Below are 14,868 nucleotides of genomic sequence, written 5' to 3' on the forward strand. Positions count from 1 at the left end.
CTCTCGTAAAACGGGTCTTCGGCATGGAGATCCTCCTGCTTCATCAGAAGCTCTCCATTTTTTCGAAGCAAGACCAGACCGGCAATCCGCGCCTGCGGACAGCGGCGATTGAATTGGCTTGGTTATGGCAGCGTCACCAGCCGGACTCAGCCCAGAGCCGCTGGTTCCGCGAGCGCGTCGGAACCGAGCGCGGTCGGACCCGCCGGATTGCTATTGTGGCCATGGCCCGCAAATTGCTCGTGGCGCTCTGGCGCTTTGTCACTCAAGGTGTGATGCCCGAAGGCGCCGTGTTGAAGTCAGCTTGAGGCCGGCGACAGATCAAATTCACAGCTTCCACGAAGCCTGATCAGCCTCGTGGGATCCGGGGCGAGCGGACCGCCAACGGCCAGGGCTGAAACATGCCGCCATTCCAAGAATGGTCCCGCTCTTCCCAAGCCCGGCACCCTCGTGCAGGAGGGATTGTGGTGCAGCCGTATTGAGCGGCGACCGGATGTGAGGCGATGCGGCCACGGGGCTGCATGATGCGAATGGGCTTGAGCCACGGATCCAAGGACACGATCAGGTTTCTACCGAAACTGCAGAAGCGTTCATCGGGAAGGACCAGGCATGAACCATTGACCGGAACACTCTCATGTGAGGCCGTTGGGGGGCGTCCACATGGGGTAATCGCGGGAGCGAGTCGCCCCACACAAACCAGTCACGCTCATGGAAGCCGGTGGCTGTTCCCCGATAAGATGGAAAACGGGCTCACGACGGGAAGCCGGGCCCAGGCATCGAATGGAGAACAGCCATGGACGACTATATCGGGCTCGACGTGTCGATGAAAGAGACGGCGGTGTCGATCCGCCGAGGCGGCAAGCGCGTCTGGCGCGGCAAGTGCCCTTCCGATCCCAAGCTGATTGCGGACCTGATCCGCAAACGTGCCCCGTCTGCGAAGCGGGTGATCTTCGAGACCGGCCCCTTGTCGATCTGGTTCTATCATGCGCTTTGCGCCGAGGGGCTGCCGGCCATCTGCATCGATGCACGCCATGCCAAAGCCGCCCTCGACATGGCAGCGAACAAAACCGACGCGAATGATGCCGACGGCTTGGCCCATCTGGCGGAAGTCGGGTTCTTCCGTGAGGTGCGGGTGAAAGGGTTTGACAGCATGCTGACCCGCACGCTGGTCGCGGCCCGCACCCGCCTGGTGCGGATCTGCACCGAGCTATCCAACCAGATCCGCGGGCTCATGAAGACGTTCGGGTTGGTCGTTCCCGCCGGCAAGGGCAGCACGTTCGAGAAAAATGTGCGCGGTCTTCTGGTCGACCAGAACGGGCTTTCTGCCATCGTGCTGCCGATGCTGGAGGCGTGGCGCAGCCTGCGGATCCGAGCTGCTGAACTCGGACGACAGCTCGTGGCCGAGGCGCGTCAGAACCAAGCCTGTCGCATTCTCATGTCGATCCCTGGGGTCGGAGCAATCACCGCGACATCCTTTGCGACCGCGATTGAGGACCCGAACAACTTCAAGCGGTCCCGTTCCGTAGGCGCCTGGTTGGGCCTGACCACCCGGCGCTACCAGTCGGGCGAGGTCGACTACGATGGTCATATCTCCCGCCGAGGCGATCGTCAGGTGCGAGGACTGCTCTTCGAGGCGGCAACGGTCATCCTGACCCGCAGCTCGGCCGAGAGTGGTCTGCGGACCTGGGGCCTTAAGCTCAGGGAGCGGGTCGGCTTCAAGCGAGCCGCCGTTGCCGTGGCGAGGAAACTCGCCGTTATCATGCACGCGATGCTCAAGACCGGCACCTTCTTCGACCGGACTGTTGGCGCAGTCGCTTGATGGATTGAGGATCGCGTTCAGGCTCTGAGCGCGCTAAGACGTCCCTGCCGGGACGTGGGCCGAGCCATTCCGCTTGATGGGATGCACTGCTGGTTCAGCCGAGTGCGGCGTCCACATAGGAAGGCTCCTCCCGCGAAGCGCCATCATGCGGCGACTGCTGTCGACCGCGAAGACGACCCTGCTCCCGGCCCCCGCTCACATGGCGTGCCTTTGATCCGCTGTGACTGCCCCTCTTGAATGCCTCCTTGACCCTGATCCTGGCGTCAAGCCCGGGAAAATTGAAAAGGACTTGCAAAATGGCTCGCGATTAGACGACCCCATCACATCCCTCCGGAGTTGGCAGGAGGCATATGACGAACTCAGTTACAGAAGAGTTTGCGACGGTTCCGTTTGATCTGCTTGTTGCTTGAACTTATCAGCGGATCTCAGCCGGCTTCGCGTCCCAGCTCCAAATTTGCGACGTATCCGCGCGGCCTCTCCCGCCTCACCGATATCGAACTCGGCGCAACCGTCGGAACCGGACTTGTGGGTAATTGAAAGCAATCTGCCCCGGTTACTCCCCAGAGAGCTGCCTGCGACAGGTACTAAGTTGTTGATATTGCGCAGCAGGACTGTGCCAGTGAAAGCTAAGCAGCAATTGGCTACGGTCCGTCATGCGCATGCTTGCCATTTTGACGAGCAGCATTCTGAGCTGCTCGAGGGGAATCTTGATCACAAACGCCCATGGAGGGCTCTCGGCTCCGACCAAAGTGCCAAAATCCTTGTTTTTAAGCCATTTTCGCCAACTCTGGGGAAGCCCTCCCCTGCCGGGCTGGTTAACAAAATGGCTTGAGAAACGTCTGCAAACGATCGTTAGCACGCATCTCATGCATTTGTACAAATGGTGGCCAAGCTGCTTGAAAAGCCCGCCCTACAGGTTTACATACATAGCATGGCACATGCGATTACGATGAGAGAGCTCCAGAAACTGTCCGCGACCTCGATCGAGCAGCTGCCCGGAGCTGTTCCGGTGCAGAGTGACGGGCGGACGGTCGCGCTGCTCGTTCCCCTGCGCCCCGCCTCCGAAGCGGCTCGCGCACGGTTCCGTCAGGCGTTGGCGAAGGCACAGTCTCAGCGCTCCCCTGAGGAGCAAGCGGCCCTTGATCGCGAGTTTGGCCCTTGAGTCGACCGCGCGGCGTCCCGGCCGCCCTGGTGGTCGACGCCAATATCCTGGTGGCTGCGGTCCTGGGATCAACGACCGGCGCCCATCTGGATCTGATCTCGGGGCGGCGGAGCCTGATCACCAGCGAAGAAGCGTTTGACGAGGCCTATAGGGTAGTTGGGCATATAAGGCCCAACGATCTCTCCGTTCTGGAAGGCCTGCTTGATCTGCTGACCATCATCGCCCGTGAGGACGTGGCCAACGAGGATATGGCGACGGCCGAAATGGTTCTCCGGAGCGCTCCGGCATCCCGCAATGGCAGCGTCACGGATGCTCATCTGCTGGCGTTGGCCTGGACCTTGGACGCCGACCTGTGGAGCCATGATCGCGATTTCGCCGGGACCGGCTGGCCCTCATGGTCAACCTCGAACCTGTTGGCGGCGGTATAAGCTCCGAGTGTTGCCTGATTTATGGTGAGCCCGAGACTGAGATTGGCAACCCACATGGCCCCCTCCCCTGCCCCGAAACGGCGCCTGATCGGCTACGCCCGCGTATCGACCGAGGACCAGATGACGGACGCCCAGCTCATCGAGCTCAAGGCGGCCGGCTGCGTTACGATCCATCAGGAGCAGGGTTCGGGTGCGTCCCGGACCCGTCCGGTTCTCGCTCAGCTGCTCAAGGATATCCGGGCCGGGGATGTGCTCGTGGTCGTGCGCCTCGACCGGCTGGCGCGCTCGGTGAGCCACCTGCTTGAGGTCATCGAAGGGCTGGAGAGGAAGAATGCGCATTTCAAATCACTCCAGGATCCGATCGATACCTCGACGCCTCAGGGCATGTTCTCGCTACAGGTTCTCGGTGCGGTGGCCCAGCTCGAGCGATCCCTCATCTCCGAGCGCACCAAGGCCGGACTACGGGCGGCTAAGGCCCGCGGGAAGGTTCTCGGGAGCCCCGGGGTTCGCGAACGCCGCCCGGAAACCCTCCGCCGGCTGGAAGTCGCTAGAGAGAAACGGTACCTCGAGCCGCTCATTGCCTCGGCCGATCGCTGGATGCCCACGGTGAAGCGGATGCGGCCAGGGCGCCCATGGGGCGACGTCGTTCAGGTTTTGAATGGATGGGGCCAAGACTGGACGGAGGAGCGCCTTCGCCGCGCTGTTCGGAAACTGGTCTCGCAGCGCATGGCTGATCCTGTGCTGCTTCAAAAGTCCCCTCCCCGTCCCGCCGAAGACCGTCTCGTGACGTTAATCGCTGGCATCGCCATGGCCGATCCGGATCTGTCATTGCGGGACATTGCAGCCCAACTCGAACGCATGAGAGAGCGAACCCCGAGAGGCGGGACAAAATGGAACGCTTCCTCCGTCAAGCAGCAACTCGATCGAGCGCGAAGCGCTGGGCTGATGCTGCCAACATCCCAGCAAGGCGCGGGGTAGCGCGCCAGGAAATATGGTTAACGCGCGGTGACCGAGGTGAAGCGGACCCACCCGCAGTTGACCGTTGTCGAGGCGACGGAAAGTGAGCGATCGTAGGGGACCAGGCCCTCTCAGCCCCTTCCCCGTCTTCTGCGACGAACTCCAAAGGCTCTGTTCACTCCTTGACGCAGTCACTGTGCGCCGGGAATTGATGCTCCGTCCGACTTTTGGCCTGCACTAACGCATGGGCCAATACAGTGGCGGCGATCGCCCCTATGGCCGAAACATCAGCCCGGACGGGTTAGGCCTTGCCGGAGGACAGGGCAAAGATCGTGTCACCATCGGACATCGTGTGCACGGGGTTGATGCTGCGGGCAAAGCCGTCATGGGCCATCCGCGCCATCTTGTTTATCTCGGTCTTGCTGAATGACACGTTTATGGCCACCGCTTCGATCCTCGTATTGCTGCCAGGAGATGTTACGACGCGGTGGCCATCCATAGTCGCCGCCATCGTGTCGCGTGACCCCTGCCCATCCTCCCGTCTGGCGCTGGCGAGGATTTGGTTGGAGTCGGGGTGGTCGATATCGCCCGCGGCATTCACGGCCGAGATGACGCCGACCGCGACGTCAGTGCCCCAATACCCGATGGTTGGCTGGAACGACGGAAGTAGCTCGCGTCCAGGCCTATGGCTAACCAGTGAGCTTGCACCGCCCCTTGATCTAGAGCCAGCAATCAACCTGATAAGGAATGGGCCGACCAATGGTGTATTTTACACGTGTAAAAAGCTTCATGTGCGAGCCTGCGACGATCACGTCGTTTTGGGTAAGAAGCGTCGGGGCGGAAACCGTGGTGAAACAGCCGACTTCCACCTAGTCTGGGGTTCTCTTAGCCGCGAGCACTTTGCGCCAGGAGAATACATGTCAACAGCTGTCGGCGGCCTCCGGCATGGGGGGAGGGGCCTTGCTTCTCATCCTCGAATTTACAGGTGTAAAATACGATACCATGTGGTCTGCGGCCCCGAACCCGACAACACATGGCAGTCATCAAATCAGAGAACGGTAGCTGAAGCGCACCGTCGACATAACACCTGTCAAGTATCGGGATCTCAAAACTGTCCTTGGTGCTGAAAAGGGCAGGGCACTAGAGGCTATAGGCGACGCCACTGACATCGCCCGATGGATGTGAGGCCGTCGCCGCAGTTTTTACACGTGTAAAAACGTAATGGCTGAGAGTCACTGGCATCGGCTAATCGACGCCTGCGCCGTGTTGTACTTGACCGAATTGGTTGTCGTCGGCGCCGACCGACCACAAGCGAGATTGGTTCTAACCGGATTTTACAAGTGTAAAATCGAAGGCGGAGTAAAGCTCGCGCGACTGGAAATCAGGCTCGGACAGCCAGATGTGATTCCTGGGGACTCTTGGTTTCGCGGTATGCGGATCAGACCAGGCCAGCAGGAAAGGGCTGGACTATTTCAGGCCACCGTGATGCAGGGTTTGATGCAGCATACTTGGCGAACTCGAATCAGGCTGGCGGGCGCAGGCGGACGAGTTTGACGGAATTCTTATCCTCGCCTCAGGGGGTGGCAGGCAGAGTTTTTACACGTGTTTAAAACACTGCGTCGCTAAGAGTTCTCATTGATCACCAGCTATTTAGCGAGCACGGCTCAGCAGGAGAACGTAGCAGACGGCTCGTTTCGAGCACCCTTAGTTTAACTTGATGTTAACGTTCTCTGCATTTGATGAGACGGAATTCGGCCGCTTGCCGGCACTTTTCCGTAAGAAGGAGGACCTTGATGGCTTTGCCGCAGCTCAAGAGCGAAGGTCAGGTAACTGCCAGCTCAACATCCAATCGGCCGTCCCGTGTGGGGCTAGACCTCATTGGAGAGCATGCAACCAAGCTCTCCAAAAACCTGCACCGGCAGCTTGAAACCGCTTTTCCGCCGCGGGCTCAAAAGTCCTTTCGCAAGCTGACGTCCGGAGAGGTCGCTAAGCTCCTTGGTGTTGCAGACAGTTACCTGCGGCAGCTCTCGCTGGACGGGAAGGGGCCTAACGTGGAGATACAGCCGAATGGCCGACGCCTCTACTCCCTCAAGGACGTCGCGAACCTGCGTGCGTATCTCGACGCAAATGCGAAAGGGGAGAGGCAGTATTTGAAACATCGTAGCGGGGGCGAACACCTTCAGGTGATCGCCTGCACGAACTTCAAGGGCGGGTCAGCAAAGACCACAACTGCGGCTCATCTGGCGCAGTATCTTGCCATAAATGGATATCGCGTTCTGGCCGTCGATCTGGATCCGCAAGCGAGCCTCTCAGCCGTCCACGGCCTCCATCCGGAGCTCGACGTCCTCGAGAACCAGACCCTTTATGGAAACATCCGCTACTCCGGTGCGAGAATTCCGCTCAAGGACATTATCCGGCCAACCTATATTGAGGGCTTGGAAATCATCCCTGCGAACCTCGAGCTCATGGAGTTCGAGCACGAAGTGCCAATGGCTCTCCAGAACAAGCAGGAGGGAAAGCGCTTCTTCGACCGCGTAAACGGCGCGCTCGAGACCGTGCATCATAACTACGATCTAGTTGTGATCGATTGTCCTCCTCAATTGGGATATCTGACCCTCTCAGCTCTCAGTGCCGCAACGGGCATCGTGATCACGGTCCATCCACAAATGATGGACGTAATGTCTATGGCTCAATTCCTAACGATGACCAAGGACCTGCTAAGCGTGCTTAAAAATGCGGGCGGCAATACAGAGTACGACTGGCTCAAATATCTGGTCACCCGCTATGAGCCAAACGATGTGCCTCAAGCTCAAATGGTTCAGTATCTCCGTAAGATGTTCGGAGAATATGTTCTTGACAATGAAATGCTGAAAAGCACGGCCGTCTCAGATGCAGGCATTATGAAGAAGACCATTTACGAAGCCGAGCGCGCGGACTTTACGAAAGGCACGATCGACCGCGCGATTGAGTCCATGAACGCTGTCAACCGCGATATCGAAACGCTGGTTCTGCAGGCTTGGGGGAGGATCTAATGGCGAAGAGTGCGAAGCGACTGGCAGCGTTCCTCAACACGGAAGAGTCTGATCCTGTGATTCAGGAGACAGCATATGAGGACAAGCTGCGGGCAGTCTCCGAAACCATCTCCGAGTTAGCTGTTGAGCCCGGGCCAAGTGGCGTTCCCGTTATCGTAGAGCCATCTGACAGAAAGTCGGGGGCGGGGGAGGGGGCTTCAGCGAACCTGAGCACTGATCTTGAGATCTCTGATATTGCGCCGACGGTCTCCGCGACGCTCGTGGAGATCCCTGAAACGGTTACGGCGGCACCTCCGAAAGTCGGGAGCGAGAGTGAAGCTGAGAATACTTCTCAGACAGTATCCAAAAGTCTGCTTCGGCAGAATGCGCCTACAAGCCAAGTGATGAAGCGCTTAAGTACAATGGTTCGGGACGACTCTCACGAACTAGAGGACTTGAAGGCACTCATTGAGAGCGGGCAAACGGTCGTTGAACTAGATCCGAGCCTGATCGACGAGTCCTTCATCCGAGACCGAATGGAGGATGGTACTCAGTCGCTCGCTGACCTAGCACATCAGATCAAGAGCCAGGGTCAGCTCGTTCCGATCCTAGTGAGGCCTCATCCTCAGCAAGATGGGCGCTACCAGGCTGCGTACGGGCATCGACGCCTGAAGGCCGTCGCTTCGCTCGGAATGAGAATCCGCGCGGTCGTCAGGCAATTGACTGACGTTGAGCTCATTGTGGCGCAAGGCCAGGAAAATAACGCCCGACTTGACTTGAGCTTCATTGAGAAGGCGCGATTTGCGGCTGCAATGAAAGCGAAGAAGTTCAACCGTGAGACGATTGCGGCAGCGCTCGGCATCAGCAACCAATCTCAGATCACTTGGTACTTGCAGGTGGTCGAACGGATTCCAGCCACTGTTATCGACGCGATTGGCCCAGCTCCAGAGATCGGTCGCAAACGCTGGCTGCCCTTGGCCCAACTGTTCCAGAACGATGCATCCGCGCTAGAGAAAGCAAAGGCGTTCATCAAGACGCCCGCCTTTAACGCTCGCGAGACGAACGAGCGCTTCAACTCCCTCGTCGAAGAGGTGACCCGCAAAGACCGGCCAGCACGTGCTGAGCTTGGTTACTGGGAAGCTCGCGATACGCGCGTCAAAGCAACGATCAACTTTACGTCTAAGCGTTGCACGCTGCAGATCGACCGCAATGTCGATGCGGGCTTTGCCGAGTTCGTCGTCAATAACCTTGATGCTCTGTATGCCAAATACTCTGGGCAATCGGAAGGCTAACTGTACTCGAAGCGAAGGGCAGCATTTCTGCTGCCCTTAATCGCTATGGCTGGCATGAAATGGGCCTGTCTTCACCCGATTATCACCCTGGACCCAAGGGAGATGAGCTGATCGGCTACTTTCACCAGCTTGTACGGATCTTATCGCGCCGCTTGACATTGCCTGTTTGCCCCGTCCGGGCAGGGGAACGCCTGGACCTAATGTACATTCATCAGGGCGTGATAAACCGATCGGTTGATGTCGCCGCCAAGCCGATTTTTGATGGCTGCTGCAGTCGTATTTTCTTAGCCAATTGCAGGGAATTTGCCCTGTGGGGCGACCAGAATCGGCCAAGATTGGCCCAAATCGGCCGGATCAGGGCCAAAACAGCCTAAAATGCCCATCTTCGGTCGGCTCCGTTCCCCATGGCAAACTATAGTGAACCCGCCAAATGCTACCGTTGTTGAGGTAGAATGGTTCTTCTACAATATGTTAGAGTTTGCAAAACTAGCGAAGGGGATGCTGGTGCGCTTTAGTTTGACTGATGAAGGACCGGAACGGTCCGCGATCGTCATTCCCGAATTACCGTGGGAGACAATTGCTGGTCGGCTCGAGCAGATTACGATTGCCATTCTCCGCTTTGACGCTCGATTGGAGGTATCCGGACTCTCAGCTGGCTGGCAGTCTCGTTGCGATATGACTGAAGCCGTCCGAGCCCTTATGCTCGATGGCTATCTCGTGGACGTCGGTGATCTCGTCCTTCATGATGCCGGAATGGACGTTCGCAGCCCGACGCACGAACTCACCCGGGCGGCCGCGGCTCTCAGAGCTCGGAGAACTGCGATGGCGAGAAAAGCTCCTTGGCCAGTTTCGTTCGACGGACTAGCGGCCCTGAGGGGTGTCGGCGGGATCGGCCCGGAAGTGACGACGACATCAAAACGCAAGAGACCTGATCCGGATGATGACGAGGCTTACCCGGCCTTTGCTAATGATGCAGACCCGTGGAAAGCGCATTTCGCCGAAATCGACGCCGTGTTGGATCGGACCACAAGGGTCCTCGCAGGTGAAACTCCGCTGCCCAAGAGCCGATCCCACCTAGTCTATGATCCCGATCAGGATGAAGCAGAGGCCGAGGATCTGTGGCTTGATTTCGTCAAACGAACTTCCCATTGGCCGGCAGTTGCTGCTGCAGCCGTCGCTTGGAATGCTTGGCTGGATCTCAACCTCTATACCCGATTGCCGTGGCTGGGGCTGACGATGGCCGCCTCTATTCTGCGAACGCGAGGGCTGACGAACCACCTTTTGCCACTGGCGGCCGGCTTTAAGAAGTCGAAGTTCCGACCGCAGGGCAGGGAAGGGGCGAAGCAGAAACTCGATGGCTTTTGCAGTGTCATTGAGGAGGCATTGGACATCGCGGACAAGGATCTGGAGAGGCTGATCCTGGCACGGGAGTTGATGGGGCGGGTTACGGCCAAAACGCGCTCGAATTCCAAGCTACCGGAACTCGTCGCTTTGTTCCTGTCGCGCCCATTGGTGACGGTGCCACTCGGTGCCAAACTGTTGAAGGTGACACCAAAGGCAGTGGATCTGATGCTGGGACAATTGGGAGGGGCTCTCCCGCGGGAACTGACCGGCCGAACCCGTTACCGGGCGTGGGGCATTGTATAAGGGCGGCTCGACATGCCTCGGGGTGAATTTGACTACACGACGTGCGCCTGGTGGACAGAATCTGACATTTGGTCCCCATGTTAGACATCCACTACGATGGCGCTGCATCTTATTGTGAGGGCATCGCTATGGCTGTTACCTTCGATAGCCGCGCCGACATCTTGGACCACATCCTTCAGGTCCGTGCCTATATCGATACCTTTATCACCGAGATGCTGAGGCGCGGTCGTATCCATGACGCCAGCAAGTTCGACCCGGCAGAAAAGCCGGCCTTCGACGAAGCCATCCCCCTCCTGCAAGGCGTCTCCTATGGCTCGACCGAATACGCCAAGGTGTTAGAGCATCTCGCACCGGCTTTCGACCATCACTACCGCTGCAATTCTCATCATCCCGAGCACTATGGCCCACGAGGCATCGCGGGCATGGACCTGTTCGATCTCGTTGAGATGGTCTGTGACTGGATGGCTGCGGCAAAGCGCAACCCAGAGGACGGGGTGAAGCTTGCCTACAACCTCGAGCTTTTCGGCATTCAGAACCAACTGGCTGCCATCCTTGCGAACACCTTGGCCCGCTGGCCTGAGCGGCATCCAGATGAGCCGAAGTCGGACTCTTCCGTATGATTTTATCCACTAGGGTCTTACCACTTACGATCCGGGCGCGATCATTTACCCCATTTCCTTTGTCGAATGGATTTCCAGAGGCTTCTCTGGCTTATTTTGATTAGGGCCAGATTGTGGCCTGTGATGCATAGATGTCGTTGAAGTCTCGCCCGATGCCCCTCTCCAAGAAATCGCCTCGTGACCTCCTGGTTTAAGAACCTGCTCGCTCGCAACCCGGTTTTGAACGTCCTGGTTCTGGCCGCAGTCTTCAACTTGTTTTGCGCGGCTCTTGTCTACGATGAACGGGGGAACGCGTCTGACCAAGCGAAGGCAGCGTCGAGTAACCTTGTTGCATCCGTGAGCCGAGACATCTCTCGCAACATTGAGATTATCGATCTGACGATCCAGAAGGTCATCGATCGGGTCAACCAGCAAGGCTTCACTGAACTGGGTTCTGACCTCCAGCGCCAGCTGCTGTTCGATCAGGTGGCGACGGCGCAGTACTTCGCTGCCATCGCCATCGTCGATGAAAACGGGAAGCTGAGATACCACTCCCGTTTCGCCGACCCGAATATCATCAACGTCGCTAAGCAACAGTATTTTACCGTCCATCGCGATCGTCCGGATGTAGGGCTTTATGTTTCGCTGCCGATCAAGAGCCCTGTTGGCCTTGGATGGGGCCTCGTGTTCAGTCGGAGGATTTCTCATCCGGATGGCCGGTTCGCCGGGATCGCGTATGTCGGCCTGGGCCTGGACTACTTCACTGATCTGTTCCGCAGGATGGACCTGGGACCGAACGGCTCCATGTCGCTCATGCGCGCGGACAGAAAGCTGCTCGTGCGCGAGCCATTCAACGAGAACCATCTCGGCACGGACGTCAGCAAGGCGGAGCTTTATCGCTACTATCCGCAGCAGCGTTCAGGATCGTTCGAGGCCAGCTCCTCGCCAGTCGACGGGACCCCGCGACTGTACACGTTCACCCAGATCGGGGATTTTCCGCTGACGATCAGCGTGGGACGCTCCCTGCAGGATGTCTATGCCGCCTGGCGGAGCCGAGCTCTAACGATCGGCGGCATTGTGCTCGCCCTGACCGGGGCCATGATCGCCCTGGCTCTCAGCCTGCGCAGAGAGTTCCGCTGGCGGCGAGCCGCGCACCAGGAGGCCTTGCATAACGAAGCACTCTTCCGCGGAGCCATGAAGGGTGCCGGTATCGGAACGGCGCTTCTCCACCTCGACGGAACCGTGTTCAAGGTCAATCCGGCCTTCTGCCGGCTGTTCGGTTTTTCCGAAAGGGAGATGCTCTCGAAGACAGCCGCCGACCTGACGCCTCCTGATGAAGATCCGCCAGATGATGGCCCGCTCATGAGAGGTGAGATCGATGTCTTTGAGAGCGAACGCCGTCTAGTTCGCAAGGATCGTACGGAGGTGTGGGTCTTGAGATCCGCCTCTCTCCTGCGTGATGAGGCTGGCAAGCCCGCCTACATGATCGTGCAATTCCAGGATATCACGGCCCGGCGCGAAGCCGAGGAGCGCCTCAGATACAACGCGACCCATGACGAACTGACCGGTCTCCTGAATCGATCAGCCTTCGAGCAGAAGCTTGAAGAGGCGCTGGCGGAAAGCCTTGACACCGGCATCAAGCATGCCCTGGCCTTTGTGGATCTCGACCGCTTGAAGATTATCAACGATTCCGCCGGGCATGTCGCCGGCGACGCCTTGTTGCGGGGCGTGGCAGGGGCCTTGCCAAATTACCTGCGCGAGGGCGATGTGATCGGCCGGCTCGGTGGGGACGAGTTCGGCATCATCCTACTCGGATGTTCCCTTGATGATGCGACGGTGATCCTCGAGGAACTCAATACTGCAGCCAGTGCCATCCAGTTCCCCTGGGATGATCGCAGCTATAGCGTCGGGGCCAGCATCGGCGTAACCGAGATTACGCCGAGTTCCCGTTCCCCAAGCGCTGTCCTCGCTCAAGCAGATGTTGCCTGCCTGACCGCCAAAATGGCCGGGCGGAACCGGGTCAGCATCTATCGTCCTGAGCAGAGCGAAGCGGTTGATCGCCACCGCGAAATTGCGGTCGCTGCCGGGATCAAACTGGCCATAGAAGAGGGCCGGTTCCGGCTGTTTGCTCAAAGGATTGTCGCGTGCGCGAATCCGACCCAGGAACGCTATGAGATCTTGGTGCGGATGCTAGACAGGGACGGTACGGTCATCCCGCCGTCCGTGTTTATCCCGGCGGCAGAACGGTATGATCTCATTGGGGCCATCGACCGCTGGGTCGTCCGGGAGGCGCTGACCTTCCTTGGACGGGCAGGGGGCCTTGACCAGCATCCCCAGATCCACCTCAACCTGTCGGCAGCCTCAATCGGCGATGGTTCATTTGCGGCTTATGTGCGGGAGGTTCTAGATGATACCGGTGTCGCGCCCGAGATCCTGGTCTTCGAGATCACGGAAACGGCCGTGGTCAGCAATATGGCTGTGGCAGCTACGACAGTCGGCAGGCTGCGGGAAATGGGATGCCAGATTGCGCTGGATGATTTCGGCGTAGGCCTGAGTTCGTTCAACTACCTGCGCCAGTTTCCAGTCGATATGGTCAAAATCGATGGCAGCTTCATTCACAACATGGCGACGAATGCGGTGGATCGCTACATCGTCAAATCTATTCACCAGATTGCCAAAGAACTCGGCGCGCGGACGGTGGCTGAGTTCGTCGAGGATCAGGCGACTTTTGAATTGGTTTCTTCCATGGGGATCACTTTCGCTCAGGGCTACGCGATCCACAGGCCTGAGCCCTTCGATGAGATCATGGCGGATCACGCAATCCAGGCCGAGGCGTAACGCCAGCGATCCACTACCTATTGGGCAAAGGTAAAGATCTATTGGTTCATGTAAGGATGGCCGCGCACTGGGTGGTCTAAGCTTTCCTTAGTTATGACATGAGCCTGTCATTGGCTGTTCATATTCAATAGGTTAGTGCTTGATCCCGTTCTAAAGGGCGGTATCGCATGTTGATGTGGTGCACAGTGGTTACTTTCCTCCTTTCGCTGGTGGCCGTCGGGCCGCTGCGGGCGAGCGCTCCCTCCTGGCTCCTCTCTGGTGCGGAGCTGGCGGCAGTGATCAGTGTCTTCGCCCTGGTGTGCTTTCTTGAAAGCAGTGGCGGCAATACCGATCGCTCCAATCCCACTGGCTGATAAGTTTCGGTAAGGAACTCCGCCTAGGGTGCTGCTCCGTCCTTGATCGGAGACAGCCCATGAGAAGCTTCCTGCTCGCCACGATCGGGATTGTTCTGGCGTCCCCAACAGCGCTCGCCGACGGTCTGAGCCTCGCAGGCTCCCTCTGGCAATGTACGCGCGCCTCTGATCGATCTCAGTTCGTGATCACCTTCTACCCAGGCGGTGGGGTTGGGGGAGGCGAGTTGGAGAATGGTGAGGCCAGCCCCTACATTTTCGATGCCTCCCAAACGAAATCGGGCGAATGGCCGGGCAAGTGGGAGCAGACGGGCCAGCAATTCACCTGGTCGTTCCCCGATCAGAGCATCCGGATTGAAGGGAGCCTCTCAGGCTTTGGGCAGGCAAATACGCGGCTCACCGGCACCGAGACTTCGTCGGGAGAGCGCTCGGCTATCACCTGCACCGCCCTGTTCAAGTTGCCAAAGATCGGGGACGGGTTGGTCATTCCCAAGAACAACCATTTCATCGACCTGGATCAGGACGACGGCGAGCTGAAAGTGCCGGCGGGCATCTCGCTGCAGGCGCCAGGAGGTCGATAAGAGTGATGGCTGCATTGAGCAGAAATTAGTCGCAGACTTTGGTTCGGCGGACTGTGACATCACCAAAGGCGTCGATCCGCTTCGTCACGACAACGCGGCACTCCTCGACAGGCACAGGGATGCCGACGACTCTCTCCCGGTATACAGGTGGACGCACGACCGGCTGCACAGAGACGATCGGGACATT

The 14,868-nt window shown here is 58.5% G+C and carries 10 protein-coding genes and 2 pseudogenes; 11 read left to right on the forward strand and 1 reads right to left on the reverse strand.

Features of this window, described 5'->3' with window-relative positions; all coding sequences use genetic code 11:
- The 5 genes and pseudogenes from JKL46_RS31815 to JKL46_RS31835 all read left to right on the forward strand — a co-directional run.
- Positions 1-305: pseudogene (locus tag JKL46_RS31815) on the forward strand (hypothetical protein); the annotation flags it as partial.
- A 485-nt stretch (positions 306-790) separates the two neighbouring features.
- Positions 791-1,816 (forward strand): IS110 family RNA-guided transposase, encoded by a 1,026-nt coding sequence (locus tag JKL46_RS31820; protein WP_201842192.1) that lies wholly within the window; start codon positions 791-793, stop codon positions 1,814-1,816.
- A 949-nt stretch (positions 1,817-2,765) separates the two neighbouring features.
- On the forward strand, positions 2,766-2,978 hold the full coding sequence (locus tag JKL46_RS31825) for a hypothetical protein (protein ID WP_201842194.1): 213 nt from the start codon (positions 2,766-2,768) through the stop codon (positions 2,976-2,978).
- Positions 2,975-3,406 carry a PIN domain-containing protein gene (locus JKL46_RS31830; RefSeq protein ID WP_201842196.1) on the forward strand — a complete coding sequence of 144 codons (432 nt, stop codon included), beginning with the start codon at positions 2,975-2,977 and terminating at the stop codon, positions 3,404-3,406. Before JKL46_RS31825 ends, JKL46_RS31830 begins: the two co-directional genes overlap by 4 nt.
- Positions 3,407-3,460: 54 nt before the next feature.
- Positions 3,461-4,384, forward strand: a complete 924-nt coding sequence (locus JKL46_RS31835; RefSeq protein ID WP_201842198.1) for a recombinase family protein — start codon at positions 3,461-3,463, stop codon at positions 4,382-4,384.
- 154 nt (positions 4,385-4,538) lie between these two features.
- Here the strand turns inward: JKL46_RS31835 and JKL46_RS31840 are convergent.
- Positions 4,539-4,997: pseudogene (locus JKL46_RS31840) on the reverse strand (P1 family peptidase); the annotation flags it as partial.
- 1,159 nt (positions 4,998-6,156) lie between these two features.
- Between JKL46_RS31840 and repA the strand changes: the two are divergent.
- The 6 genes from repA to JKL46_RS31870 all read left to right on the forward strand — a co-directional run bounded on the left by repA (position 6,157) and on the right by JKL46_RS31870 (position 14,681).
- Complete coding sequence (repA, locus tag JKL46_RS31845) at positions 6,157-7,395, forward strand: plasmid partitioning protein RepA (protein ID WP_201842201.1); 1,239 nt, start codon at positions 6,157-6,159, stop codon at positions 7,393-7,395.
- Positions 7,395-8,666 carry a plasmid partitioning protein RepB gene (gene repB / locus JKL46_RS31850; protein WP_201842203.1) on the forward strand — a complete coding sequence of 424 codons (1,272 nt, stop codon included), beginning with the start codon at positions 7,395-7,397 and terminating at the stop codon, positions 8,664-8,666. The genes repA and repB overlap by 1 nt, the downstream gene beginning before the upstream one ends.
- 417 nt (positions 8,667-9,083) lie before the next feature.
- Positions 9,084-10,313: an RHE_PE00001 family protein gene (locus JKL46_RS31855; RefSeq protein WP_343074169.1), complete on the forward strand. Its 1,230-nt coding sequence runs from the start codon at positions 9,084-9,086 to the stop codon at positions 10,311-10,313.
- 128 nt (positions 10,314-10,441) lie between these two features.
- The gene (locus tag JKL46_RS31860; protein WP_201842205.1) at positions 10,442-10,933 is read left to right on the forward strand and encodes a DUF5662 family protein; all 492 of its coding nucleotides are present in this window, start codon (positions 10,442-10,444) and stop codon (positions 10,931-10,933) included.
- Positions 10,934-11,110: 177 nt separating this feature from the next.
- Entirely contained in the window at positions 11,111-13,750 is a 2,640-nt protein-coding gene (locus tag JKL46_RS36015) for an EAL domain-containing protein (protein WP_201842207.1), read from the forward strand.
- Positions 13,751-14,162: 412 nt separating this feature from the next.
- A complete protein-coding gene (locus tag JKL46_RS31870) occupies positions 14,163-14,681 on the forward strand; it encodes a hypothetical protein (protein WP_201842209.1) in 519 nt (172 codons plus the stop codon).
- Positions 14,682-14,868: the final 187 nt, after the last annotated feature.

The organism is Microvirga zambiensis WSM3693, from assembly GCF_016735695.1.
Classification (GTDB): Bacteria; Pseudomonadota; Alphaproteobacteria; order Rhizobiales; family Beijerinckiaceae; genus Microvirga; species Microvirga zambiensis.

Coding starts and splice junctions, on each gene's coding strand:
- JKL46_RS31825 (WP_201842194.1), top strand. CDS start 2,766: ATGAGAGAGCTCCAGAAACTGTCCGCGACCTCGATCGAGCAGCTGCCC.
- JKL46_RS31870 (WP_201842209.1), top strand. CDS start 14,163: ATGAGAAGCTTCCTGCTCGCCACGATCGGGATTGTTCTGGCGTCCCCA.
- JKL46_RS31860 (WP_201842205.1), top strand. CDS start 10,442: ATGGCTGTTACCTTCGATAGCCGCGCCGACATCTTGGACCACATCCTT.
- JKL46_RS31820 (WP_201842192.1), top strand. CDS start 791: ATGGACGACTATATCGGGCTCGACGTGTCGATGAAAGAGACGGCGGTG.
- repA (WP_201842201.1), top strand. CDS start 6,157: ATGGCTTTGCCGCAGCTCAAGAGCGAAGGTCAGGTAACTGCCAGCTCA.
- repB (WP_201842203.1), top strand. CDS start 7,395: ATGGCGAAGAGTGCGAAGCGACTGGCAGCGTTCCTCAACACGGAAGAG.
- JKL46_RS31835 (WP_201842198.1), top strand. CDS start 3,461: ATGGCCCCCTCCCCTGCCCCGAAACGGCGCCTGATCGGCTACGCCCGC.